Origin of the sequence: Rhizobium sp. BK312 (assembly GCF_014193605.1) — a bacterium.
Classification (GTDB): domain Bacteria; phylum Pseudomonadota; class Alphaproteobacteria; order Rhizobiales; family Rhizobiaceae; genus Rhizobium.
Genome location: NZ_JACHZP010000002.1, coordinates 740,422 through 761,442, shown reverse-complemented (window position 1 = coordinate 761,442; position 21,021 = coordinate 740,422). Strand labels below are relative to the sequence as shown.

Sequence of the window (21,021 nt, the reverse complement as noted above, 5' to 3'; positions counted from 1 at the left end):
AAATCTCACAGAGCTAGAACAAAGGATAGCGCGCGACGAAGCTCCGCCACCGGGTCTTCCGCGATGGTTTCGCGACGCCAGCAGACATGTTGGTCGGGTCGCACGAGAATGATGCCGCTATCGCGGACCTCACGCAGATTGGCCCAGTCGCCGGTCAGATCTTGCCAATGCTGGCGCGGCCCGATGACATGAGCTTCGATGTCGAAGCCAAGTTCACGGCCGAGCAGCTTTGCAGCCTCGACCCAACCGCGGCCGCCAATGCCGGTGAGCACCGTAAAGCGGCCCTTGCCGCAAAGATCGAGCGTCGATGCCTTGGTTCCGTCGTCGGCAAAGATCCAGGCATGCGGCAGCCGCGCACCCGGCCAGGTGGTCGGCTGGTAGTGCAGCTCCGCATCCTTCTCGAAGGCCGGCTCCGGCTGACCGTCGGCGAGAACGGCCTCCGACCGATAGCGCTGGTTCATCTCGACGCCGTGGGCATCGAATTCATAGACCTTGGCTGCGATCGCCTGACGGATGGCAGCGCGCTGCGTTTCGGCTGCCGCCGTATCGTCGCAGCGCGCATCCATGTTCTGCTGCATTTTCACGGGGTCGATGGAATCGAGCAGGCCAAGCGCCTTGAAGATCGGCCCGAACTCCTCGATCGACTTATTGGCTCGGGTCACGATCTGCTTGGCGATCGGCGCGCGCTCGCGCTGGTAGCTGTCGAGCAAGGCGGGACCAGCCTTGCCTTTCAACACGTAACTGAGTTTCCACGCGAGATTGAAAGCATCCTGGATCGACGTATTGGAGCCCAGTCCGTTCGACGGGGGATGCCGATGGGTGGCATCCCCCATGCAAAAGACACGGCCGTTCTGCATTGTGGTTGCGTAGAGGTTATTGACGGTCCACGTCGAAACCGACTGGATTTCCACCGCCAGCTCGTGGTCACCGACGAGGTCACGCACCACTTTGGTGGCGAAGGCCGTGTCTACGCCCGGCGCCGGCTGATTGATGTCGTATCCCCAGACGATCAACCATTCATTCCACGGCCGAACCATGCGCACCAGGCCCATGCCAATGCCGCCGACGTCGGCGCCTGGCTGGACGACCCAGTAGAGCACCGAGGGGCGATGGGCGACGTATTTCGAAAGGTCGGCCTTGAAGAGGATGTTCATTGATCCGCCGACGCCCATACGGCCCTCGAAGGTGAGCCCTGCATCTTCAGCCACCTTGGAATTGCCGCCGTCGGCGCCAATCAGGTACTTGGACCGGACCGTCAGCTCCCCGCCGGTGAGCCTGTCGCGGCAGGTCGTCGTTACGCCGTCGGCGTCCTGCTCGTGGCGAATATATTCGGTCGACATGCGCGCCTGCGCGCCGCGCGAGCATGCCGTCTTGAAGAGCAACGGTTCCATGAAGGTCTGGGGCAGGTCGTTCATATGCGAGGGCGACGACAGCTGGTGCTCGGCCCGGCTCACTGGATGCGTGCCCCAGCTGCGCATCCGGCCGATCTCTTCGCCGGCAAGCGAGGTGCAAAAGACGTTCTGCCCCATCAAATCTTGCCCGGTGGCAAAGAGATAGGCCTCTTCCTCGACATCCTTTCCCAGATCGCGCAAAACCTCCATCGTACGTTGGTTGGTGATGTGCGCACGCGGCGTGTTGGCCAACCAACGGTAGCGGTTGATGACCATGGTCTCGACGCCGTAGCTGGCAAGCAGCGCCGCTGAGGCCGAGCCGGCAGGGCCGGTCCCTATGATCAAAACGTCGGTGTTAATGTCAGCCATGCGGCCCTCCCTTGATAGTCTTGGTCAATGGTCCGCCGGCAAGGATGCGGCGAACGGGGAAAAGTTGAAGTCCGGTGCGCTCGGTAAAGAGGCCCCACAGTCCGCGCGGGGCAAATAGCATGACGGCAATGCCGAGAAGGCCGAGAACGAGCAGATACCAAGAGCCGTAATCGGCAAAAAGCTTCTGTAGAATGAAGAAGACGATGACGCCGACGATCGGTCCCTCGATCGTACCGATGCCGCCGATGACGACGATGAAGATCACATAAGCGGTCCAGTCGGTGACCGAGAAGGCGGCGTCTGGCGAGATGCGCGCTTTTTGCAGGTAAATGAGCGCGCCGGTCAGGCCCGTGACGAAGGCGGCGGCGAGATAGACGGCAAATTTAATGCGGTTTGGATCGATGCCGACCGATCTTGCCGCCTCGCGATTGTCACGCACGGCGGCAAGCCCCAGTCCCTGCTTGGAACGCAACAGCCGATAGGCAAAGCCAATGGCGGCAAACGCTAACAAAAGCGCCAGCCAATAGCACACCATATCCGCGGCCTGGGCAGGCCGCACGCTGAGCCAATCGGCGGCGAGGCGGGCGCCCGGCAGATCGCGCGTGATGCCGGAAGGCAACGATGTTCCCGTGCCGCCGCCGAGCGCCTTCCATTGCGCCAGAGACAGCCGCACGACCTCGGCGATCACCCAGGTCCCGATCGCGAAATAGGCGCCGTGTAACCGGAAGACGAAAAAGGCCGTCGGCACGGAAAGCATCATGGCGGCAAGCCCGCCGAGCATGATCGCGACAATAGGATTGAGCCCGCTGAGGATGACGGCGGCGGACATAATATAGGCCCCGAAGCCGACGAAGGCCTGCTGGCCAACCGAAACGAGCCCGGCATAGCCGGCAAGCAGGTTCCAACATTGCGCGAGCGTCAGCATCGTCAGGATGAAAAAGAGGTTCTGAAGCGCCGCGCGTGGCACAAAAAAGGGAGCGGCAACGCCTGCTGCAATCATCGCAACGACGAGAAGCACTGCAAACGAGGAGGCGCGATCGCGGGTCGATATGGTCCAGCTAGGCGGCGGCGCAGGCGAAGCGGAGTCGGGGGAAAGCGTATCGTGCACCATGTCAATCGACCGCCCTTGGAAAAAGCCCGCGCGGGCGGACCAACAGCACGAGAAGAAACGCCACATGCCCCGCGAGGATCTGCCACTCGGGGTTGACGGCTGCGCCGATCGTTTGTGCGACGCCGATGATCACGCCGCCTGCGAGCGTACCCCAGAAGGAGCCTAGCCCACCAATGATGACCGCCTCGAAGGCGTAGATCAGCCGCGCCGGCCCCATCGTCGGGTCGAAATTGGCGCGCGTGCCGAGAAAGAGGGCCGCGATCGTTACCACAACCATCGCGAGGCCCGTCGCGGTCGCGAAGATGCGGTCGGAGCGGATGCCCATCAGACCCGCCGTGGCGCGATCGTCCGAGGTGGCGCGGAAGGCGCGGCCGAGGCTTGTCTTGTAGAAGACGAGGTTGAGGCCGACGATGACGGCAATCGCCGCCAGGAAAGTCAGCAGCGGCATGGTGCCGACACTGATCGGCCCGATCTTGAGAGACGCGGTTTCCAGCGCGCCCACCGAAACGCGGCGGCTATCGGCAGAAAAGCCTTCCAACAGCGCGTTCTGGATAACGACCGAAAGGCCGAAGGTGACAAGCAGCGGCGGCAGTATGTCGTCTCCGATAGTGCGATTGAGCAAGAGGAACTGCAGGCCCCAGCCGACCGCATACATCACCGGAACGGCGACGAGTGCCGCGACGAAGGGATTGAGCCCGAGCGCGCTGACCAGCACCAGAAGCAAGAAGGCGGCCAGGACGATGAGATCGCCATGCGCGAGATTGACCAGCCGCATGATGCCGAAAACGAGGCTCAGGCCGGCCGCGAACAGAGCGTAGAGGCCACCAAGCAGAATTCCCTGTATAATCGTGTCGAGCCAGTTCATGCCGCATGCACTCCGAAATAGGCAGAATGGATGTCGGCGCGGCTAATTGCGTCCGGCGTTCCAGTCAGCGTCACCCGTCCCTCCATCATACAGTAGAGGCGGTCTGCTACCTTGAGCGCCTGGCCGATATCCTGCTCGACGATCACGATGGCGGCACCTTCGGCGCGGATTTTGGGAAAGGCCGCGTAAATATCGCGGATCACCACTGGTGCCAGGCCGAGGCTGATTTCGTCGCAGAGCAACACCCTTGGATTGGACATCAGCGCCCGGCCGATCGCCACCATCTGCTGCTGACCGCCCGATAGCGCCGTGCCGGGATTGTTGCGCCTTTCCCTCAAGACCGGAAAGAGCTCGTATATTGTCTCAAGCGTCCATGTCCCTTTGACGCTGCGCCCATATTTGCCAATCAGCAGATTTTCCTCCACCGTCAGAGACGGGAAGAGCTTGCGACCTTCCGGCACCATGGCGATGCCGAGCGCCATGACCTCGGGGGCTGGCAGCGCGCCGATGGGCCTTCCATCGAAGCTGATCTGGTTGGGCTCATTGGCAAGCATGCCCGAAATCGAGCGCATCAGCGTGGATTTGCCGGCGCCGTTCGCGCCGATGATCGCCAAAGTCTCACCGGCATCAAGCGTGATGTCGACCCCGAAGAGCGCCTGGAAGTCGCCGTAGAAAGCCGTAAGACCCTGTGTTTCAAGAAGTGCCATCAGACGTCAATCCCAAGATAGATCTGGCGGACCGCCTTCGATTCCATGATCTCGGTCGGCCTGCCGAGACCGACCACCTTGCCGAAATTCAGCACGAGAAGACGGCTCACTACGGAGTTGAGGGCATGAAGCACGTGTTCGACCCAGATGATAGCGACACCGGCTGCGTGGATCGTCCGGATTGTCTCCACCAGCTCGCCACACTCGCCCTCCGTGAGACCGCCGGCGATCTCATCCAGCAGCAGCACCTTGGGCTCGGTCGCCAGCGCCCGCGCAAGTTCGAGGCGTTTGCGTTGAAGTAGGCCGAGACTACCGGCCGCCTGATTGGCGCGTGCGATCAGGCCGGTGTTCACCAGAATATCCGCGCAGCGCTCCGACACCTCCCGCTCGGTCTTTCGCGAACCGTAGGCGGCGGCGACCAGAAGGTTTTCGAAAACGGTCAGCTGCTGGAAGGGCTGCGGGATCTGGAATGTGCGGCCGATCCCCGCCAGGCATCGCGCCATCGGCGGCTGGCGCGTCACGTCTTCGTTGCGATAGATAATCCGCCCCTCATCGACGCGCAGATTGCCGCTGATCAGATTGAACAGGGAAGATTTTCCGGCACCGTTCGGCCCGATGATGCCGAGCGCCTCTCCGCTCTCCAGCGCAAATGACACGTCATCCGCGACCTTTAGGGCGCCGAAGCTCTTCGAAACATTTTCGAGGGCAAGTATGACCATCTTCTTCCTGATTGGTGTCCGTTTCGTCCGTTCGCCGAATCCGGCGCATGACCGCCTCCGGGGCAGCCCCCGGCAGCGCATCACGCCGAGGCGATCGGCTCCATCTTGCCGCCCGTGGGAATATTGGGAGCGGTCCTGTTGTCGGTGATGACGAGATCGTAGCCACCGCCGTCCTTCAATCTCCACTGACCGCCAACGAGCGGTGTCTTGGCCACGTTCTTCGCGGCAAAAGGCGGAACATTGGCACCGTCCCAGGCGACCGGACCGACGATCGTGTCCAGCTTGGTCGCCGCGATCGCCTTGATTACAGCCGCGCTGTCCGTCGGGTCCGCCCGCTTCATGACATCCGCAGCCACCTCGAAGAGCGCGTGAACGAAGCCGATCGGCTGCGTCCAGGGCCGGCCTGTGGCTTTGGTAAAGCCTGCGGCGAGTTCCGCGGCGCTTTCTCCCGTCAGCGAGGACTTGAAAGGATGACTGGCCGACCACCAGACCTCGCAGGACAGATTGTGACCGCTTTTGCCCAGGGCCTCGACCGCTTGAGGGAACAGGATGGCCTTGCCAATGGAGGCGATTTTCGGATGGAAGCCCTGTTGTTTTGCCTGGTTCCAGAAGGTGGTGAAGTCCGGCGGGATCATGACGCCAGTGATGACCTCGCAGTTGCCCGACTTGAAGGCATTGATCTGTGCGGAGAAATCATCGGTCATGTTCTGGTAGCGGCCGGGATCGGCGAGGGTGTAACCGCCTTTTTCGAGAACCGGCGGGAAACCCACCACTTTATCGCCCCAGGCATTGCCATCCCCGTCGTTCGGGAAGAGGCCGCCCACCTTCTTGTTGGTTTCCAGCTGTTGCCACATGTTTGTGTAGACAGCGATCACATCCTCCAGGCCCCAGAAGAAATGGAAGGTGCTGTTGAAGGGCTTCCACGACGACGGATCGCCTGGATTGGCTTGCTGACCGATGAACCAGGGCTGCCAGGGCGCCGCCGTCGAGATGCAGGGCATCTCTTCCGCCTCGCAGGTGGTGGCGACCGGATTGGTGGTTTCCGGCGTCGATGCGACGAGCACGAGATTGACCTCGTCCCTGACGATCAACTCCTTGGCGACTTCGGCGGCGCGGTTCGGGTTGGACTGGCTATCCTTGACTATAATTTCATAATCGAGCCCGGCGGCCTTGGTCTTGGCCAGGAAGCCGTCGAGGATGAACTTGTCGGCCTCGGCGAAGGCGGCAAGCGGCCCGGTCTGCGGACTGACATAGCCGAGCTTGATCGCCGCTCCCTTGGCGATCGCTGGCATGGCCAGGCTGGATGTTGCGGCAAGCGCGCTGGTCGCTGCTGCGGTTTTCAGCAGGTTACGTCTCGTAAACATTTTGGTTTCCTCCTCCCAAAGTAAACACAAGCGTTTTAGAGTGGCGGGCGTTCTCCCGCCCATGCGTCCTGAAGCAGCGTTCGGATCGAGGCTCGGTCGATCGGCCGCGGATTGGCATAAGGGTTGCGAGTGGCGATTTCGGCGGCGCGGTCGAGATCGCTCTCGGTGAGGCCGAAATCCTTCAGCGCCAGCGGCGAGCCAACGGATTTGGCGAAATCGTAGAGCCCCTGGCCCGGCGTGCCACCGAAAATGTCCCCGATCGGTGCAAGCAGCTCCGGCACCGCCGCAGCATTGAAGCCGATCGTATGCGGCAGCATGATCGCGTGTGTCTCTGCATGCGGCGTGTCGAAACTGCCACCCAGCGTGTGGCAAATCTTGTGATGCAGCGACATGGAAATTTGCCCAAGCACGGTGCCGCAGAGCCAGGCGCCGTAGAGTGCCTTTTCCCGCGCCTCGGCATCCCGCTGCGCCTTGACGATCACCGGCAGCGCCTCGGCAAAGGCGCGCATACCCTCGATCGCCATCATGGTAGTGATGGGGTTGCGGTCATCGGCATAGAGACCTTCGGCGGCGTGCGCGATGGCATTGAGCCCGCTGGTGATGCTCATAGCGACCGGCAGGCCAAGCGTCAGTTCAGGATCGTAGATGACCACCTCCGGCACGATCTTCGGGCTGCGAACCGTCGTCTTGATGCCGCTTTCCGTCTGACCGAGGATCGGCGTTACTTCCGAACCGGCGTAGGTGGTCGGCACGACAATCTGGTGAATGTCGGTACGGTAGGCCATTGCCTTGCCAAGACCGGTGGTCGAGCCGCCGCCGAGCGACACGACGCAATCGGCCTGAATCGCGGCCGCGCGCGCCAGGGCCTGCTCGGTGACATCGACCGGGGTGTGCATCGTCGCACCCGCGAACGTGCCCACGGCAAGCGCGCCAAGACGAGCGGCCAGCGCCTCGCCGTCAGCGGCCTGCTGCGGCGTCGTCAGCACTAGCGCGCGGCGGCAGCCCAGCGTTTCGATCCATGGGGCAACACCGGCGCTCGCTCCGGAAGCAAAGACGACGCGTGTCGAATGCGGCTGATAGGAAAAATCGAGTGTCATGCTGACCTGCGCTCCTCTCGCGCCCGCACCATTACGAAGGTGAAATCGAGCGAGCAGCCATTGTCCCTGACCGGCGCCGGCCCATCGAGGCTGCCAACGGGCAGGAAGGTGCCAACCAGCTCCTGCTTGACGCCAAATAGTGCATCCTGCGACAGATGCGGATCGCGCCCGTCATAGACGTGGGTGCTGATCGTCTGGAAGCCGGGCGCAGTGATAGTAAAATGGAGATGCGCGGGGCGGCGCAGCGGATAGCCAATCGCATGCAGCATCCGTCCGACCGGTCCGTCGCAGGGCACGGTATAACCGCCCGGTCGAACCGTCCTATAGGAAAAGCCGCCATCTGCGTCGGTGCTGAAAACGCCACGCAGATTGAACTCCGGCTGGAGATCCGGCTGCTGGTTCTCGTAAAATCCCTGCGCATTCGCCTGCCATGTCTCGACCTTCGCGCCGGCGACGGGATTTCCGTCGAGGTCGGTGACGCGAGCATTGACAGCCAGCGGCTCGCCGATGCCGTCGAGCGATATGTCCGCACCCGACATAAGCCGCGGCGCATCGGCGCGGTAGAACGGGCCGCGCACGGTGTTGGGCGTAGCCCCCTTCGGTCGGCGGGTGTTGATCTCCTCCACCAGCGCCGTCACACCCAGAAGATCGGAGAGCAGTACCCATTCTTGCCGCTTATGATCACTTGCGTGACCAACTTCGGTCAGAAATTCGATGGCGTGTCGCCAGTCCGCATGGGTCGGCCGTGTTTCCTTGATGGCCTGGTGGATATGTCCGACCAACGCTGTAATGAAGGCCGGCAGCGGTCCTGCACACTGCGCCAGTCGCTCTGCCACAAGGGCAGCCGAATCCGCTTCTGTAAAAGACGTGATCCCCATGCTTTCTCCTCAACTGCACGTTATCAGTTCGAAACGTAGCAGTTGATGATTTTTCTCCTATTTAATATACCTGATTGCTATGAAGCTCGATGAACGACACCTGATTCAGCTTGCCGCCGTCGTACAGGCCGGCGGTGTGACGGAGGGCGCGGCCCTGCTCGGGCTCACTCAGCCGGCGGTGTCGCGTACCCTTGCCATGCTGGAAAAGCGGCTCGGAGAACCGCTGTTCGTCAAGGGCCGGCGGCCGTTGCAGCCGACCCCGCTCGGCAGGGCGCTCGCCGACCACGGTCAAGCCATGCTGGTGGCAGCGCGCAAGGCCTCGTCGCTTGTCGACGGCTTCCGACACGGACGGACGGGCGTGGTGCGCATCGGCGGCACGCCCTTCTTCATGGATGCGCTGATCTCCGGCATGATCGCCGAGTTCCAGAATGCCACACCGGACGTGCGCATCGAGCAGAGCTACGGTTACCTTCCGGATCTGCGGGCGGCGATCGACGCCGATCGCATCGACCTTGCCATTTGCCCGATCGACGTGCTGGACGAGGGCTCCGGCATGCGCTTCCAGGAGCTGCTTCCCGGCCGCAACGTCGTCGCCTGCCGTGTAACGCATCCGCTTCTCCTGAGACGCAAGCTCGCGCCTGCGGAACTTCTCGATTATCCCTGGATCGCCCCGCCCTCCGGCAGCCCGCTGTTTGCCGATCTGCACAGTCTCGTCCTCTCGCTCGGCGCCACCGAGGCGAAAATCCGCTATTCCGGCGGCTCGCTGGTGAGCGCAATCAACTATCTGAAGGCGAGCGATGCGCTCACCATCCTGCCGCACAGCGTCGTCTTCGCCTATCGCAACGACAAGTCGATCACGGCGCTGCCGGTCAATATTCCTCATCCCGAGCGCGCGCTCGGTCTCCTGCGGCGCACCGAGGAAATCCGCGTACCGGCAGTCGAGGCCTTCTGCGCTCATATTCGCAAGAGCTTCGAAGACCTCAGACACCTGATCAAGCGCCATGAACAGGCGGTAATCTGGAGCCTCTGAAGGCTTACGGCGCTCCTCAAAAGGTTGCCGAATCGTCAGGCCACAAGAACAACGGCGCCAGGCCGGCGTCAGCGATCGGGCGCAGTCCATGCCAGCCGCGATTGGCATAGACCAACGCGTCATCCGCCAGCCCCTCTCCTGCCCCGGGTGAAGCCTCAAGAAGTTCGGCTGAGACAAGGCAGGCTCCGGGGACCGGAAACAGTCCGCGAACCGCCGCCCGGAACCAGAGGCCGACATCCGGATAATACGGCTCGCCGCTTTCGAGCCTCGCCCAACGGATGTCAGGCCCGAAGCGATCCCTGCCACGGGTGGCGCAGAGTCGGGCAAGCTCCATGTCGCTGCGGCGCACGAAATGCACAACCACCGTCTCCGCCCGACGCACTGCGTGCGCACTGGAGGAATTATCCGACAGGGAGAAAGCAACCGTCGGCGGCAAGGCGCTGATCGAGATCAGCGAGCTCACCGTCAGAGCCACTGGCCCGTCTCCGGGATCGGCGGTGATGATGGCGACACCCGCCGGATGGTGGCGGAAGGCCACCATGAACGCCTCCGTCACGCCGGCGCCGGCCGTCGGCTGAGCTGCTCGCTCCTGCTTTTCGGACCGCGCCGTCATTTCTTCTCGACCAGATCGTAGAACTGCCAGACGCGGTCGCTCCATAGCCCGCCGATCTCGCGGCCGGCGGCGCCGACAATGTTAGTGTTAATGGTAAAGTGGTTGGCCGCCACCAGCATCTCGCGGTAGGTGCGCTGCATAATGCCATCGCGCAGCGACGCACCACCGGCAGCGCGATAGACGAAGTGGCATGCATCCACGCCCGCCTCGTGCACTTCCGACTTGGCGAGATGCACGAGGGTGATCTGGCGCGTCGAGACGCGCTTGCCCGCCTCGATCGAGGCCTCCACGTCGCGCCAGACCTCAAACAAAAAGGCGCGGGCGGCGCGCACGCGGGCTTCCGCCCGGCCGTAATCGAACCAAAATTTATCACTCTCGCCGAGCATGCCGGCGCGGCCGGTTTTGGTCACAGCAAACTTGGCCATTTCATCGAGCATACGGCGGGATGCGCCGATCGCCCAGCCTGAATGGCCGATGGCAGCCAGCCCGACGACGCCGAGGCTGAAGAATTCCTTCTGGCGCTGCGGCTCGGCGGTCATGATCGGAAAAACCATGTCGTCGGCGATGAAGACGTCCTTGGCGTCGTAGTCGATGCTGCCGGTTCCCTGCAGGCCGAGCACGCTCCAATTGCCGAGCAGTCCATGCTCGCCGACCGGTGCGTGGGCGCAGAGCACCACGACATTACCATTCTCATCCTTGGCCGGATGACCATCACCGTCGTCGAGCAGGGCGGCGGTATGGGTGAATGTCGCGTGGTGAATGCCGCTCGCATAAGACCATTTGCCATTCAACAGATAGCCGCCATCGACTTTCTTCAGCATGCCGGTTGGCGTGCCCTGCCCCGAAAAACGATTGTCGGTGCCGCCGCCGAAGAGCCGCGAGATCGCGGTGTCGGGCAGGAAGGCGGCAGACATCGCCCCGATGCAGGCATGCACCATCGACACCCAGCCGGCAGCGCCACTGTGGTAGGTGATGGCTTCGATCAGCTGCAGGCCTTGCGTCGGCGAAAGCTGTGCGCCGCCGAGTTCCTCGGTCGCGAAGATATGTGACATACGCAGCGGCTTCAGCGCCTTGAAAGTGGGCTCGTTCAGCTTGCCGAGCTTTTCGGTGGCCACGGCGTTTTCTTCAAGAACCGGCCCGATCTTGCTGATATGCTCGAGAAGGCTGGCGAAGTTTGTCTTGGTGCCCCAATATCCGGCACTATGTTTCAAAGGTGCGTTCATCTGTTCCTCCTGACAATCTGGTGTGTTCTCGCGGCAAGCTGTCTCAGCCGGCAAGGAAATCGCCGATGGCGGTCACCACGCGCGGGTCCTCCTGCATGGCGAAATGGCCGACCTCCGGCACCATGAGGGTGCGGGCGTTCGGGATGCGTTTCTCCCAGAGCGGCGCCTGCGAAGCGGGCAGCATTCGGTCCTTCTCGCCCCAGACGATCAGCGTCTCGTTCGGGATGCGGGAAAGCCAACGGCCGAGATTGGGATGGCCCATGCCGTGGGCCTTGACGATGTTGCCGAGCGCCCGCGCCTCCTTCTCGCGGGCGGCAAGGAAGGTGTCGAGCGGTGGGCATTCAGCTCCGCCTGGAAAATAACGCAGGGCAACGTCGACATTATGCGAGAGATAGCCGGGTAGCGCCTCGGGCCTGATCGCCGACAGGTCGGCGCCGGGGTGATCTGGATCGTTGAGGCCAGCCGGCGCATTCAGCACCAGCTTGCCAAAACGCTCGCCGGCGACGACGGCCATTTCGGCGGCCATCCAGCCGCCCATGGAATGGCCGAGGAGATGCGGTCGATCAAGATCGAGGGCGGCGACCAGATGCAGGTTGTGGACAATGATGTCCTGCATGCCGGTGACATGCGGCGCCTCGTCACTGTCGCCAAAGCCGGGATGGTGGGGCAAATAGACGCGGAAGCGATCGGCGAGGCCCCGCGCCCATTCCGTGCCTTCGATGGTGGCGGCGCCATGCAGCGCGAGCACGGCCGGGCCTTTGCCGATGACTCGTACAGCGGTCGCGACGCCCTCGATGTCGTAATGCACCGTTTCGAAATTCATTCCAATCCTCCTCCAATGCCGTTTCAGCCGACTGCGGGCATAATCAGCACCTTGCATTGCGTTGTGCGCCGCCTGAGCGCCTCGAATGCGTCTGGTAAAGCGGCAAGACCGATCCGGCCGGTCACCAGTGCCTGCGGCCGATGGCGGCCGGGGCCGAGCGCCTGCAGCGCCATGTCGAACTCCGCCATGGTAAAGAACACGGCGAAGATCACCTGTATTTCCTTGGAAATCGCGGCAAATGGATCCCATGTGTCGCCGCCGACACAGAGGCCGACCGCGACCACCGTACCGTGCGCGCGTACCAGCCGACAGGCAGCATCGATCAACCCGCGTTTGCCGACGCATTCAAAGACGATGTCGGGTGCGCCTCCGGTCAATGCGCGAAACTCCTCCGCCAGGCCCTCACCCGAGAGAGCAAAGGCGGTAGCGCCTATTTCTGCCGCGCGCTCTGCCTGATGGCGGTTCAGATCGGCAACGACGACATGGGCGGCGCCGAGCCGTCTGGCCCAAAAGGCGACGAGCAGGCCGATCGGGCCTGCACCGAGGACCAGCACACGGTTGCCCGGCTTCAACCCCGAACGCGTGACCGCATGCAGGCCGACTGCAACCGGCTCGGCCAGAGCCCCCTCCTCGGTCGGCAAATCGTCCGGCAGCCGACGGCACTGACGGGCAGCGACGGTGATGAATTCAGCATAGCCGCCGCCGATCAGCCGCATCTCGGCGCACCACGCGGGTTCGCCGCGCGAGCAGCTGTCGCAATGACCGCAGCCGCGCATCGGCGCGACGGCGACCCGGTCGCCGGATTTGAAATTCGCGACCTTAGTGCCACAGGCCACCGCTTCGCCGGAAATTTCATGGCCGAGGACGCCGCCTCTTTTGAGCGCGAAGGTTTCGGGATCTTCCGTCATGTGAAGGTCGGAGCCGCAGATGCCGCAGGCGGCAACGCGCAGCAATACCTCGTCGGCGCCGGGTTGCGGCGTTTCGATCGTTTTGACATCGAGCGGTCGTCCGACTGCCTCGAATAATGCCGCCCTCATCGCGGGTCCTCCAGAAGCGTGCGCCTCGTCGGGAACCAGGAGGCGTTTGTGGCCTTCTGGATCAATCCCCAGAGGCCACCGCGGGCAAAAAGGGCCATGATGAGGGTGAGCAGCCCGAGGACGACGAGATAGGTGGCGCCGTACTGTCCGAATAGACGGTCGGCGACAAAATAGACAAGCGCGCCAATCAGCACCCCTTCGAGCGAGCCGAGCCCGCCGACCATGACGATGAAGATCGACACGTTCGCCCAGGTCGGGCTGTAGGCAGCCGGCGGCGTGATGCGTAGCTGCGCCATGAAGTAGATGGCACCGGCAAGGCCGGTACCGACGGCGGCGGCCACCCAGATCAGGAATTTCAGGAGGCCGACGTTGACGCCCTGGCTTGCCGCGGCAATCGGATTGTCGCGGACGGCGACCAGCGCCAAGCCATAGCGCGAACGCAACAGCAGATAGCTGCCACCAACGGCGACAAGCAGCATCAGTGCCGCCAGTATCGAAATGCCGATTGCGCGTTCGCCAGGCGTATAGCTCGACATGACACGCAGGCTCATGCCGGCGCCGGCATTGACATAGCTGAAGACGGACGTAGCAAGGCGCATGACTTCCGCCACCACCCAGGTACCGATGGCGAAATATGGACCGTCGAGGCGATGGAGCAGGCCATAAGTGAGTGCCGCCAGTATCGCCGGTGCGATGACCGACAAAGGCACGGCGAGGAAAGGGCTCAAGCCCCAAAGCTGCGCCATGATGAACATCGCATAGGCGGCCGCACCGACGAAGGCCTGCTGGCCCACGGAGACAAGGCCACCATAACCGGCGAGCAGGTTCCACATCTGCGCGACGGTGATGTAACAGCACAGTTCGACGACGTCGCGGATGAGGCCTTGGCTTGCCCAGAGCGGCATCGAAGCGACGGCCGCGAGCAGCGCGACGCTGATAACGAGTGCAATCAGGCTCGAGCGCGTCTGGCGCTGTACGCGCACGGCGGGCCGCGGGATGGCATCGGTCAAACGGGCGGCGAACGCATTGGTCACGGCTTCAACCCCTTCCTAGGAAGCCCTGGGGACGCAGGGCGAGGATGATCAGAAAAACGAAGTGGCCGGCGAGGATCCCGAACCCGGGATCGATGCGGAAACCGACGGACTGGCTGACCCCGAGCGCCATCGCTCCGAAAAAGGCGCCCCAGATCGAGCCCATGCCGCCGATGATGACAGCCTCGAAGGCGTAAATCAGCTGGAACGCCCCGTCGGCAGGCGCCACCGTCGAACGCAACGACTGGAAGACTGCGGCAAAGCCGAGGATCGCGACAGCGATTGCCGTTGCCCCGGTGTAGACCGTCTTCGGGTTGACACCGGTCAGCGCCGCGGCTTCTACATCGGCCGAAGCTGCGCGCAGGGCACGGCCAAAGCGTGTCGAGCGCAACGCCACGTCGAGGCCGCCGGTCAGCACGGTCGCCGTCAGAAGCACGATCACTGGCAAGACGCCGACAAAGAGAGGCCCGAGTTGGAAGGAGGCATGCACGATGTCGCCGCCGCCTAGCGAGCGAGTGTCGGCTGACCATATCTGCAGCATGGCGTTCTGCAGGGCGATGGAGAGCCCGAAAGTGGCAATCAGCGAGGGAAGCGGATCGGCACCGACGACACGGTTGAGGATGAGCCGCTGCAGGATGACGCCGATGACGGCCCCAAGCACCACGAGCATCACCAGTACCGACCACGGGCCGAGCGAGAAAGTGGTGGCCAGGCTGATGCCGATCAGCGCCAGGAGGATCACCAGGTCGCCATGGGTGATGTTGACGACGCGCATGACGCCGAACATCAGCGCCATGCCAAGCGCGTATTGGGCATAGAGGCCGCCGAGAAGAATGCCCTGGATGAGCCCGTCAAGCCACTGCATGAGCCCCTCCGAAATAAGCTTCGCCAATCGCTTCGCGCGAGACGTCAGCCGATCGGCCGGTGAGGCTGACGTGTCCCTCAAGCATGCAGTAGAGCCGGTTCGACGAGGAGCGAGCGAGCCCCACGTCCTGCTCCACCAGCACGATCGCCGTACCGGTTTCACAGATCGACGGCAGCGCCTGGTAGATTTCCTTCACCACCTTCGGTGCCAGGCCGAGGCTGATTTCGTCACACAGAAGTACGCGCGGCTGGCTGAGCAACGCCCTGCCGATCGCCACCATCTGCTGCTGCCCGCCAGACAGGGATTCCACAGGCACGGCCTGCTTTTCCTTCAGGAACGGAAAGAGCGCGAACAAGCGCTCCAGCGTCCAGCCAACGGCAGCGGATTTGCCGGCGTGGTCGATGGCGACGCGCAGATTGTCGATCACCGACATGCCGACAAAGAGGCGACGGCCCTCGGGCACGATCGCTACGCCGTCGGCCACCATCCGATGCGGCTTGGCGCCTCCGACCGGCCGGCCATCGAGCTGTACCATGCCTGGCGCAACGCTCAGAAGGCCCATGATCGATTTCAGAAGCGTCGACTTGCCGGCACCATTGGCCCCGATCAGGGCGACGACCTCGCCCGCGGCAATCTCGAAGTCGATACCGTAAAGAGCCTGAAAATCGCCGTAGTGAGCGACCAGTCCGTGTGTGGAAAGCAGTGCTGCACTCATGCCTCGACCCCCATATAGACCCTTCGCACCTCCGGACTTTGGATGACTTCGGCCGGCACACCTTCCGCGATCTTCTCCCCGAAATTCAGCACCAGCATGCGGTCGGCAACGGCGAGCAGCGCGTGCAGCACATGTTCGATCCAGACGATGGTGACGCCACTGTCGCGGATGCGGCGAATAAGCGAGACGAGCGCCCTTCCCTCCTCGTCGGTAAGCCCACCGGCAATCTCGTCGAGCAACAGGAGCTTCGGCGACGAGGCGAGCGCACGCGCGAGTTCCAGCCGCTTACGGTCGAGCAGCGTCAGCGAGCCGGCCGAACGGTTCGCCTTGTCGGACAGCTCGCAAGCCCTGAGGATCTCCGCGCAACGTCGATAGCTCTCGGCATCCTTGGCGCCGCTGCCGAAAAAGGCGGCGACGAGCAGGTTCTCGAAGGTCGTCATACCGACATAGGGACGCGGGATCTGGTAGGTCCGGCCGATGCCGATCTTGCAACGGCGATAGGGCGGCTGGCCAACGAGTTTCTGATCGTCAAAGATCAACTCGCCGCCATCGACGCGCATGTCGCCGCTGATCAGGTTGAATAGGGTTGTCTTGCCGGCTCCATTCGGTCCGACGATGCCCAGAACCTCGCCAGAGCTGACCGTAAAACTCACCTCGTGCAAGACCTTGAGGGCCCCGAACGATTTGCTGAGGTCGCGTGCCTCGAGTAGTACGCCGTTTTCCATGCTCCTCCACCCCGGCTTTTTTGCCGCCGGCGGCGCGTTTAGGCGCGCCCTTCCGATCCTCCGTCCAATCCGCCCCGGCCCGATCGCATCGAGCAGGAGCGGCATCTCGCTTTGCCTTGGCTTCACGCCTTGCTTAGGCAGTCCGCCAGGGCAGCGGCACGATCTTGCGTTCCGGCTGGAAGAGCTTGTTGACGGTATTGTCGACGATCTTCAGGTCGTAGGGCCACTTGTCGCCCTTGACCCATTGCCCGCCGAAAATCGGTGAGGTCGCCACATTTTGGTGCGGTCCCTTGGCAAAATTGACCGGGCCGATCAGTGTCTGCATGTTGGTGGCAACAACCGCCTCGAGGTTGGCGGCGCGGTCGAGCGGGTTCTTGGAACGCTTGAGAACGTCGATCGCCACTTCGAGGATAGCGTGGCTGTAGCCGAGCGGCTGCGTCCACTGCTTCTTCTTTTCCGCTTCCCACTGGTCTGCGAGATCCCGGCTCACCTGACCGGTCAGCGTCGACTTGAATGGAAAGGCCGGTGTCCACCAGACTTCCGAAGACATACCCTCACCGAGCGAGCCCATGGCTTCCACGCCCGAGGCGAAGAGCAACGCGGCCGCGACCGTAATCGCCTTCGGCTTATAGCCCTGCTGGGCACACTGGTTGACGAAGGTCTTCAAATCGGCCGGATAGGCGATACCGCCGATGATATCGCAGTTCGCTTGCTTGAAAGCCGATATTTGCGCCGAAAAATCGTTGGTGCGCGGCTGGAAGAAGCCGGGAACGACGATTTCGAAGCCGGCTTTCTTGGTAGGGGCAGGCAGGCCGTAATCCATGTTGCCCCATGTTTCACCATCCGCGTTCTGCGGAAACAGCATGCCGACCTTGCGGTTGCTTTCCAGCGTGTTCCAGAGGCCGACATAGGTGTTCAGCGCTTCGTCCAGGCCCCAGAAGAAGTGATAGGTCCACTTGAACGGCTTGTCTTTGCCACCGCGCGGAAAGATGATCGCCTGCCAGGGCGCGCCCGTCGAGATGCAGGGGCATTCATTGAGTTCAGCCTGATCGGCAGCAGGACTTACAGTATCGGTCGTCGAGGCCGGCAGTAGCAGGTGAACGCCCTCATTGAGAATGAGATCGCCGGCAACTTCCGCGGACTTGTTGGGGTCCGACTGGCTGTCGCGGATCAGGAATTCGACATTGAAGTGGCCGGCCGCCGTATCCAGCCCGCCCTTGAGTTGTTCCTTGATCTTTTCCAGCGCCCAGCCGTCGGTCTCACCGAAAAGGGCGAGAGGCCCGGTCGCTGGCGTGATGAAGCCGACCTTGATGGTACCGGCCGATTGCGCGCGGGCAATCATCGGCGCAGCGAGCGCCGAGGCAGCAAGGCCAGCGCCTATTCCCTTCAGCACCGTGCGGCGCGAAGGCATCGACAAACTGCTTTTCGATTCCATTATTTTATCCTCCCTCTGAATCTCACTCGCCGGCTGCGATTTCCTCCTCCCGCATCCGGCAAAGTTCATTTATTTGATGCGGTGCATCGAACCTCCGTCGATGACAATCTGGCTGCCTGTGACGTAGGACGAGCAGGGCGACGCTAGATAGAGAGCAAGCCCCTTGATATCCTCGGGATCGCCGATCCGCCCAATCAGCGACTGCTGTTCGAACGCCTTGCGGTCCGCCGGTATTCGCAGCCTGCCGCCGGCAATGTTGGTCATGAAGGGACCAGGCGAGATACAGTTGACGAGAATACCGAACTGCCCCAATTCCATCGCCATCTGGCGTACGAAATGGTCGACGCCTGCCTTGGCTGGCATATAGGGCGTACCGACGATTGCCTCATTGATCTGAGCAGCGATGGACGAGGTGACGATGATACGACCGCCTCCCGTCGCCTTCATATGGCGGGCCGCATGCTTGACGGTTGTATAGACCGAGGAGAGATTGACCTCGATCACTCGATCCCAGTGATGATCGTCGAGAACATCGATGGCTCCGTCCTTGAGCCGCTCGCCTGTTGTAGACAGAAAGCCAGGCCCGGCATCGATTCCGGCATTTGCAAAGACGACGTCGATCCGTCCATGACGCTCGGCCACGGCATCGAAAGCAGCCGCCATGGTCGCCCGATCCGAGACATCGATCTCCAGACCGCAGACTTCAGCTCCATCTCGGGCGATTTCCGCCACCACACGGTCGAGATTGTCCGCATCCATATCGAAAATGCAGACACGCGCTCCATTGTCCGCCATTACCTCCGCATAGGCCCGTCCTATGCCACTCGCACCGCCGGTCACAATGACCGATTTGCCGCGAACATCGAACATATCCTGCAAGCTCGTCATTTTTCCTCCCGTGCCGCCAGGGGCGGCATGCCCGAGCCTTGGCTCGAACTCCTCCATTCTGCCTTGCCCTCCCCGACGCAGCAGAATTGGTTCATTAGGACGAGAAATCTGAGCGGCCTGTCAAATAACACTGACAGCGAATGCGGAGAAGTTCTCCGGGTAAACTCCAATAACTTGAAACAGAACGATATTCTTTAAAAGAACTCTCCTCCCTACGTGGACTTGTCAAGGCGACCGCTTGCTGAAAAGATGAAATGACTTCATCAAATCATAAAGCGGCCATCCTAAAAAGGATCGCCGAACCGCTCGCTACGCAGAAGAGGTATTGATGCAGGGATTGGTCGAATCTTCGAGAATGCTGGATCGAGGCGGCAATCCGACCGTCCGGCAACTTCTCTCCGGCCTGGTCTTCAATCCGAATGACGGAACGATCCAGCTGAATGGCGCGCGCATCGTTATGCAGCGCGCGTCCGCCCTTTCCGATCTGAGGCGGGAACTCGTGCGCTTGCTCGGCGAGAAGGAGGCGCGCGTCTTCCTTTTGCGCCTGGGCTTCATGTCCGGCCGGTCGGACGCACGCTTCGTGCGCGCCGGCTGGCCAAATCTTGACATAGGCGATGCCTTCACGGCCGGGACGCGGCTGCATACCTTCAGCGGCGTGGTGCGTGTCGAGACCGTCTTCAACACCTACGACTTTCGCAAAAAGCGATTTTCTGCCGAATTCCTTTGGCGCGACAGCGTCGAAGCCGCCGAATTTAGTAAGACGCGACTGGCATCTGAACCCGTTTGCTGGACGCAGCTTGGCTACGCTTCAGGTTATGCCAGCGAGTTCTTTGATACGCTGATCGTGTACAAGGAGATCGAATGCGCGGCGCAGGGCCACAGCCATTGCCGGGTAGTCGGAAAGCCAGCCGATGGCTGGGGCCTCAACGATCCAGAGGTGATGCTTTTCCGCGAGCGTATCGATGTTGCCGACGACATCAGCACCGTCCCTGCTTCGCGCAGCAGCGCCGCGCGCGCTGCCAGCACATCCCTCTCCAGCCTCGACCGCCTGATACTTATGCCGGTGCGCGACCGACTCGACCGCCTCGCGGCCACAACCCTGCCCGTGCTGATAACCGGTGCGCCGGGGACGGGACGCGGCATTGCCGCGCGCTATCTGCATCGCGGATCTGCTGCCACTGCCACCAATCTACGGCGGGTAGTTGGGATGCAAGTCGACCTTGCGCTTTGCGCCGAGCTCGCACGACCGGTTAAGGCAACCCGCCGCGCGCCTCAGCGCGAGACGATCGTTATCGACGCTGTCGAAACCATACCCGCCGACATTCAACCGCATTTTGCCCGGGCCGTCGAGGAGGGCATGGCGGAAGGAGGCCCGCGCATTCTTGCGATAGCGGATGACTGCCAGGAATCGGAGATGCCGGCCTTTTCAACCGAGCTTCACTCGGTCTTGTCGCCGCTGCACGTCCGTATGCCACCGTTGGCCGAGCGGGAAGGCGAGCGGCTAGCACTCGCCCACGCCATGTTACAGGAACTTGCAGTTCGCATGGGGCTAGAGCCTCCAAGCTTTGAGGCAGGCGCCAAAAAGCTGATCGAGACGCAACTTTGGCCGGGCAATTTGCGCCAGATGCGTGGTGTCCTTATCGCCGTGCTCAATTCACTGATCACCGGGGCGACGATTTCCGCCGCTCAGATCGAAATCGCATTGGCGCGTCTTGCTCCCAATCCACGCAATAGCGCCACCGGATCCGGAAAAAGCGCAATCGATCCGAACCAGCTATTGGGATCCGACGGATTTTCGCTCAACGCTCTCGAGCACTCCTTGTATGAGATCGCGATGGTGCAGGCACAAGGGAACCTTTCGGCGGCCGCTCGCATGCTTGGCCTGACACGCGCACAGCTTGCCTATCGTATCGACAATGCACGGCGCAGCAAGTAAGGGCTATGCCGTAGCCCATGATGGCTCGGTTCCAGGCTACGCCGATTTCGAAACCGGTCTTGCGTTGGATGACGCGGAGGTCCGGGGCGTCTTCGCTCGCCGCTTGGCCGCAGACGCTGTGTGGATCCGATTGATCGCCGCCGTGGGGAGAAGCATATCCACCAGCGCCTCTGGGGCATCCACCATAGGGTCGTGGCGA

The 21,021-nt window shown here is 62.3% G+C and carries 20 protein-coding genes and 1 pseudogene; 2 read left to right on the top strand and 19 right to left on the bottom strand.

All coding sequences use genetic code 11. The annotated features are described in order from the left end of the window. Window positions 1-5: 5 nt before the first annotated feature. From FHT85_RS08155 to FHT85_RS08120, 8 genes are all read right to left on the bottom strand, one after another. The gene (locus tag FHT85_RS08155; RefSeq protein ID WP_112412556.1) at window positions 6-1,760 is read right to left on the bottom strand and encodes an FAD-dependent oxidoreductase; all 1,755 of its coding nucleotides are present in this window, start codon (window positions 1,758-1,760) and stop codon (window positions 6-8) included. Beyond that, window positions 1,753-2,871, bottom strand: coding sequence for a branched-chain amino acid ABC transporter permease (locus FHT85_RS08150; protein WP_112337688.1), 1,119 nt, complete (start codon window positions 2,869-2,871; stop codon window positions 1,753-1,755). Before FHT85_RS08150 ends, FHT85_RS08155 begins: the two co-directional genes overlap by 8 nt. 1 nt (window position 2,872) lies before the next feature. After that, window positions 2,873-3,736 carry a branched-chain amino acid ABC transporter permease gene (locus FHT85_RS08145; protein WP_112337689.1) on the bottom strand — a complete coding sequence of 288 codons (864 nt, stop codon included), beginning with the start codon at window positions 3,734-3,736 and terminating at the stop codon, window positions 2,873-2,875. Beyond that, window positions 3,733-4,443, bottom strand: coding sequence for an ABC transporter ATP-binding protein (locus tag FHT85_RS08140; protein ID WP_112412555.1), 711 nt, complete (start codon window positions 4,441-4,443; stop codon window positions 3,733-3,735). The genes FHT85_RS08145 and FHT85_RS08140 overlap by 4 nt, the downstream gene beginning before the upstream one ends. Next, a complete protein-coding gene (locus FHT85_RS08135; RefSeq protein WP_112412554.1) occupies window positions 4,443-5,162 on the bottom strand; it encodes an ABC transporter ATP-binding protein in 720 nt (239 codons plus the stop codon). Before FHT85_RS08135 ends, FHT85_RS08140 begins: the two co-directional genes overlap by 1 nt. A gap of 80 nt (window positions 5,163-5,242) precedes the next feature. Next, the gene (locus tag FHT85_RS08130) at window positions 5,243-6,526 is read right to left on the bottom strand and encodes an ABC transporter substrate-binding protein (protein WP_112412553.1); all 1,284 of its coding nucleotides are present in this window, start codon (window positions 6,524-6,526) and stop codon (window positions 5,243-5,245) included. 35 nt (window positions 6,527-6,561) lie between these two features. Beyond that, window positions 6,562-7,623, bottom strand: a complete 1,062-nt coding sequence (locus FHT85_RS08125; RefSeq protein ID WP_112412552.1) for a maleylacetate reductase — start codon at window positions 7,621-7,623, stop codon at window positions 6,562-6,564. Next, window positions 7,620-8,501: a dioxygenase gene (locus FHT85_RS08120; protein WP_112412551.1), complete on the bottom strand. Its 882-nt coding sequence runs from the start codon at window positions 8,499-8,501 to the stop codon at window positions 7,620-7,622. Before FHT85_RS08120 ends, FHT85_RS08125 begins: the two co-directional genes overlap by 4 nt. A gap of 79 nt (window positions 8,502-8,580) precedes the next feature. Between FHT85_RS08120 and FHT85_RS08115 the strand changes: the two genes are divergently transcribed. Continuing rightward, on the top strand, window positions 8,581-9,531 hold the full coding sequence (locus tag FHT85_RS08115) for a LysR family transcriptional regulator (protein ID WP_112412550.1): 951 nt from the start codon (window positions 8,581-8,583) through the stop codon (window positions 9,529-9,531). Between the two features lie 16 nt (window positions 9,532-9,547). On the opposite strand, the gene FHT85_RS08110 is transcribed toward FHT85_RS08115, so the two are convergent. The 10 genes from FHT85_RS08110 to FHT85_RS08065 all read right to left on the bottom strand — a co-directional run bounded on the left by FHT85_RS08110 (window position 9,548) and on the right by FHT85_RS08065 (window position 18,886). After that, window positions 9,548-10,144, bottom strand: coding sequence for a flavin reductase family protein (locus FHT85_RS08110; protein ID WP_112412549.1), 597 nt, complete (start codon window positions 10,142-10,144; stop codon window positions 9,548-9,550). Continuing rightward, a complete protein-coding gene (locus tag FHT85_RS08105) occupies window positions 10,141-11,367 on the bottom strand; it encodes an acyl-CoA dehydrogenase family protein (protein WP_112412548.1) in 1,227 nt (408 codons plus the stop codon). The genes FHT85_RS08110 and FHT85_RS08105 overlap by 4 nt, the downstream gene beginning before the upstream one ends. A gap of 43 nt (window positions 11,368-11,410) precedes the next feature. Next, window positions 11,411-12,190 (bottom strand): alpha/beta fold hydrolase, encoded by a 780-nt coding sequence (locus FHT85_RS08100; protein WP_112412547.1) that lies wholly within the window; start codon window positions 12,188-12,190, stop codon window positions 11,411-11,413. A gap of 23 nt (window positions 12,191-12,213) precedes the next feature. After that, window positions 12,214-13,227, bottom strand: coding sequence for a zinc-dependent alcohol dehydrogenase (locus FHT85_RS08095; protein ID WP_112412546.1), 1,014 nt, complete (start codon window positions 13,225-13,227; stop codon window positions 12,214-12,216). Then, window positions 13,224-14,261, bottom strand: coding sequence for a branched-chain amino acid ABC transporter permease (locus tag FHT85_RS08090; protein ID WP_312861332.1), 1,038 nt, complete (start codon window positions 14,259-14,261; stop codon window positions 13,224-13,226). The genes FHT85_RS08095 and FHT85_RS08090 overlap by 4 nt, the downstream gene beginning before the upstream one ends. Window positions 14,262-14,265: 4 nt before the next feature. Then, window positions 14,266-15,123: a branched-chain amino acid ABC transporter permease gene (locus tag FHT85_RS08085; protein ID WP_112412545.1), complete on the bottom strand. Its 858-nt coding sequence runs from the start codon at window positions 15,121-15,123 to the stop codon at window positions 14,266-14,268. Continuing rightward, complete coding sequence (locus tag FHT85_RS08080; protein WP_112412544.1) at window positions 15,110-15,838, bottom strand: ABC transporter ATP-binding protein; 729 nt, start codon at window positions 15,836-15,838, stop codon at window positions 15,110-15,112. Before FHT85_RS08080 ends, FHT85_RS08085 begins: the two co-directional genes overlap by 14 nt. Then, on the bottom strand, window positions 15,835-16,563 hold the full coding sequence (locus FHT85_RS08075) for an ABC transporter ATP-binding protein (protein WP_112337702.1): 729 nt from the start codon (window positions 16,561-16,563) through the stop codon (window positions 15,835-15,837). Before FHT85_RS08075 ends, FHT85_RS08080 begins: the two co-directional genes overlap by 4 nt. Window positions 16,564-16,696: 133 nt before the next feature. Further along, the gene (locus tag FHT85_RS08070; RefSeq protein ID WP_246779913.1) at window positions 16,697-17,998 is read right to left on the bottom strand and encodes an ABC transporter substrate-binding protein; all 1,302 of its coding nucleotides are present in this window, start codon (window positions 17,996-17,998) and stop codon (window positions 16,697-16,699) included. Between the two features lie 69 nt (window positions 17,999-18,067). After that, complete coding sequence (locus FHT85_RS08065) at window positions 18,068-18,886, bottom strand: SDR family NAD(P)-dependent oxidoreductase (protein ID WP_112337704.1); 819 nt, start codon at window positions 18,884-18,886, stop codon at window positions 18,068-18,070. A gap of 328 nt (window positions 18,887-19,214) precedes the next feature. On the opposite strand from FHT85_RS08065, the gene FHT85_RS08060 reads away from it, so the two are divergent. Then, window positions 19,215-20,822, top strand: coding sequence for a XylR N-terminal domain-containing protein (locus tag FHT85_RS08060; protein WP_112412542.1), 1,608 nt, complete (start codon window positions 19,215-19,217; stop codon window positions 20,820-20,822). Between the two features lie 25 nt (window positions 20,823-20,847). Here the strand turns inward: FHT85_RS08060 and FHT85_RS30490 are convergent. Further along, a pseudogene (locus tag FHT85_RS30490) lies at window positions 20,848-20,922 on the bottom strand (DUF736 domain-containing protein); the annotation flags it as partial. Between the last annotated feature and the right edge of the window lie 99 nt (window positions 20,923-21,021).

Excerpts from the sequence above, each read along its gene's own strand:
- FHT85_RS08080 (WP_112412544.1), bottom strand. The coding sequence starts at position 15,838 with ATGAGTGCAGCACTGCTTTCCACACACGGACTGGTCGCTCACTACGGC.
- FHT85_RS08065 (WP_112337704.1), bottom strand. The coding sequence starts at position 18,886 with ATGACGAGCTTGCAGGATATGTTCGATGTTCGCGGCAAATCGGTCATT.
- FHT85_RS08135 (WP_112412554.1), bottom strand. The coding sequence starts at position 5,162 with ATGGTCATACTTGCCCTCGAAAATGTTTCGAAGAGCTTCGGCGCCCTA.
- FHT85_RS08115 (WP_112412550.1), top strand. The coding sequence starts at position 8,581 with ATGAAGCTCGATGAACGACACCTGATTCAGCTTGCCGCCGTCGTACAG.
- FHT85_RS08085 (WP_112412545.1), bottom strand. The coding sequence starts at position 15,123 with ATGCAGTGGCTTGACGGGCTCATCCAGGGCATTCTTCTCGGCGGCCTC.
- FHT85_RS08125 (WP_112412552.1), bottom strand. The coding sequence starts at position 7,623 with ATGACACTCGATTTTTCCTATCAGCCGCATTCGACACGCGTCGTCTTT.
- FHT85_RS08145 (WP_112337689.1), bottom strand. The coding sequence starts at position 3,736 with ATGAACTGGCTCGACACGATTATACAGGGAATTCTGCTTGGTGGCCTC.
- FHT85_RS08095 (WP_112412546.1), bottom strand. The coding sequence starts at position 13,227 with ATGAGGGCGGCATTATTCGAGGCAGTCGGACGACCGCTCGATGTCAAA.
- FHT85_RS08105 (WP_112412548.1), bottom strand. The coding sequence starts at position 11,367 with ATGAACGCACCTTTGAAACATAGTGCCGGATATTGGGGCACCAAGACA.
- FHT85_RS08060 (WP_112412542.1), top strand. The coding sequence starts at position 19,215 with ATGCAGGGATTGGTCGAATCTTCGAGAATGCTGGATCGAGGCGGCAAT.
- FHT85_RS08155 (WP_112412556.1), bottom strand. The coding sequence starts at position 1,760 with ATGGCTGACATTAACACCGACGTTTTGATCATAGGGACCGGCCCTGCC.
- FHT85_RS08075 (WP_112337702.1), bottom strand. The coding sequence starts at position 16,563 with ATGGAAAACGGCGTACTACTCGAGGCACGCGACCTCAGCAAATCGTTC.
- FHT85_RS08150 (WP_112337688.1), bottom strand. The coding sequence starts at position 2,871 with ATGGTGCACGATACGCTTTCCCCCGACTCCGCTTCGCCTGCGCCGCCG.
- FHT85_RS08110 (WP_112412549.1), bottom strand. The coding sequence starts at position 10,144 with ATGACGGCGCGGTCCGAAAAGCAGGAGCGAGCAGCTCAGCCGACGGCC.
- FHT85_RS08120 (WP_112412551.1), bottom strand. The coding sequence starts at position 8,501 with ATGGGGATCACGTCTTTTACAGAAGCGGATTCGGCTGCCCTTGTGGCA.
- FHT85_RS08140 (WP_112412555.1), bottom strand. The coding sequence starts at position 4,443 with ATGGCACTTCTTGAAACACAGGGTCTTACGGCTTTCTACGGCGACTTC.
- FHT85_RS08100 (WP_112412547.1), bottom strand. The coding sequence starts at position 12,190 with ATGAATTTCGAAACGGTGCATTACGACATCGAGGGCGTCGCGACCGCT.
- FHT85_RS08130 (WP_112412553.1), bottom strand. The coding sequence starts at position 6,526 with ATGTTTACGAGACGTAACCTGCTGAAAACCGCAGCAGCGACCAGCGCG.
- FHT85_RS08070 (WP_246779913.1), bottom strand. The coding sequence starts at position 17,998 with ATGGAATCGAAAAGCAGTTTGTCGATGCCTTCGCGCCGCACGGTGCTG.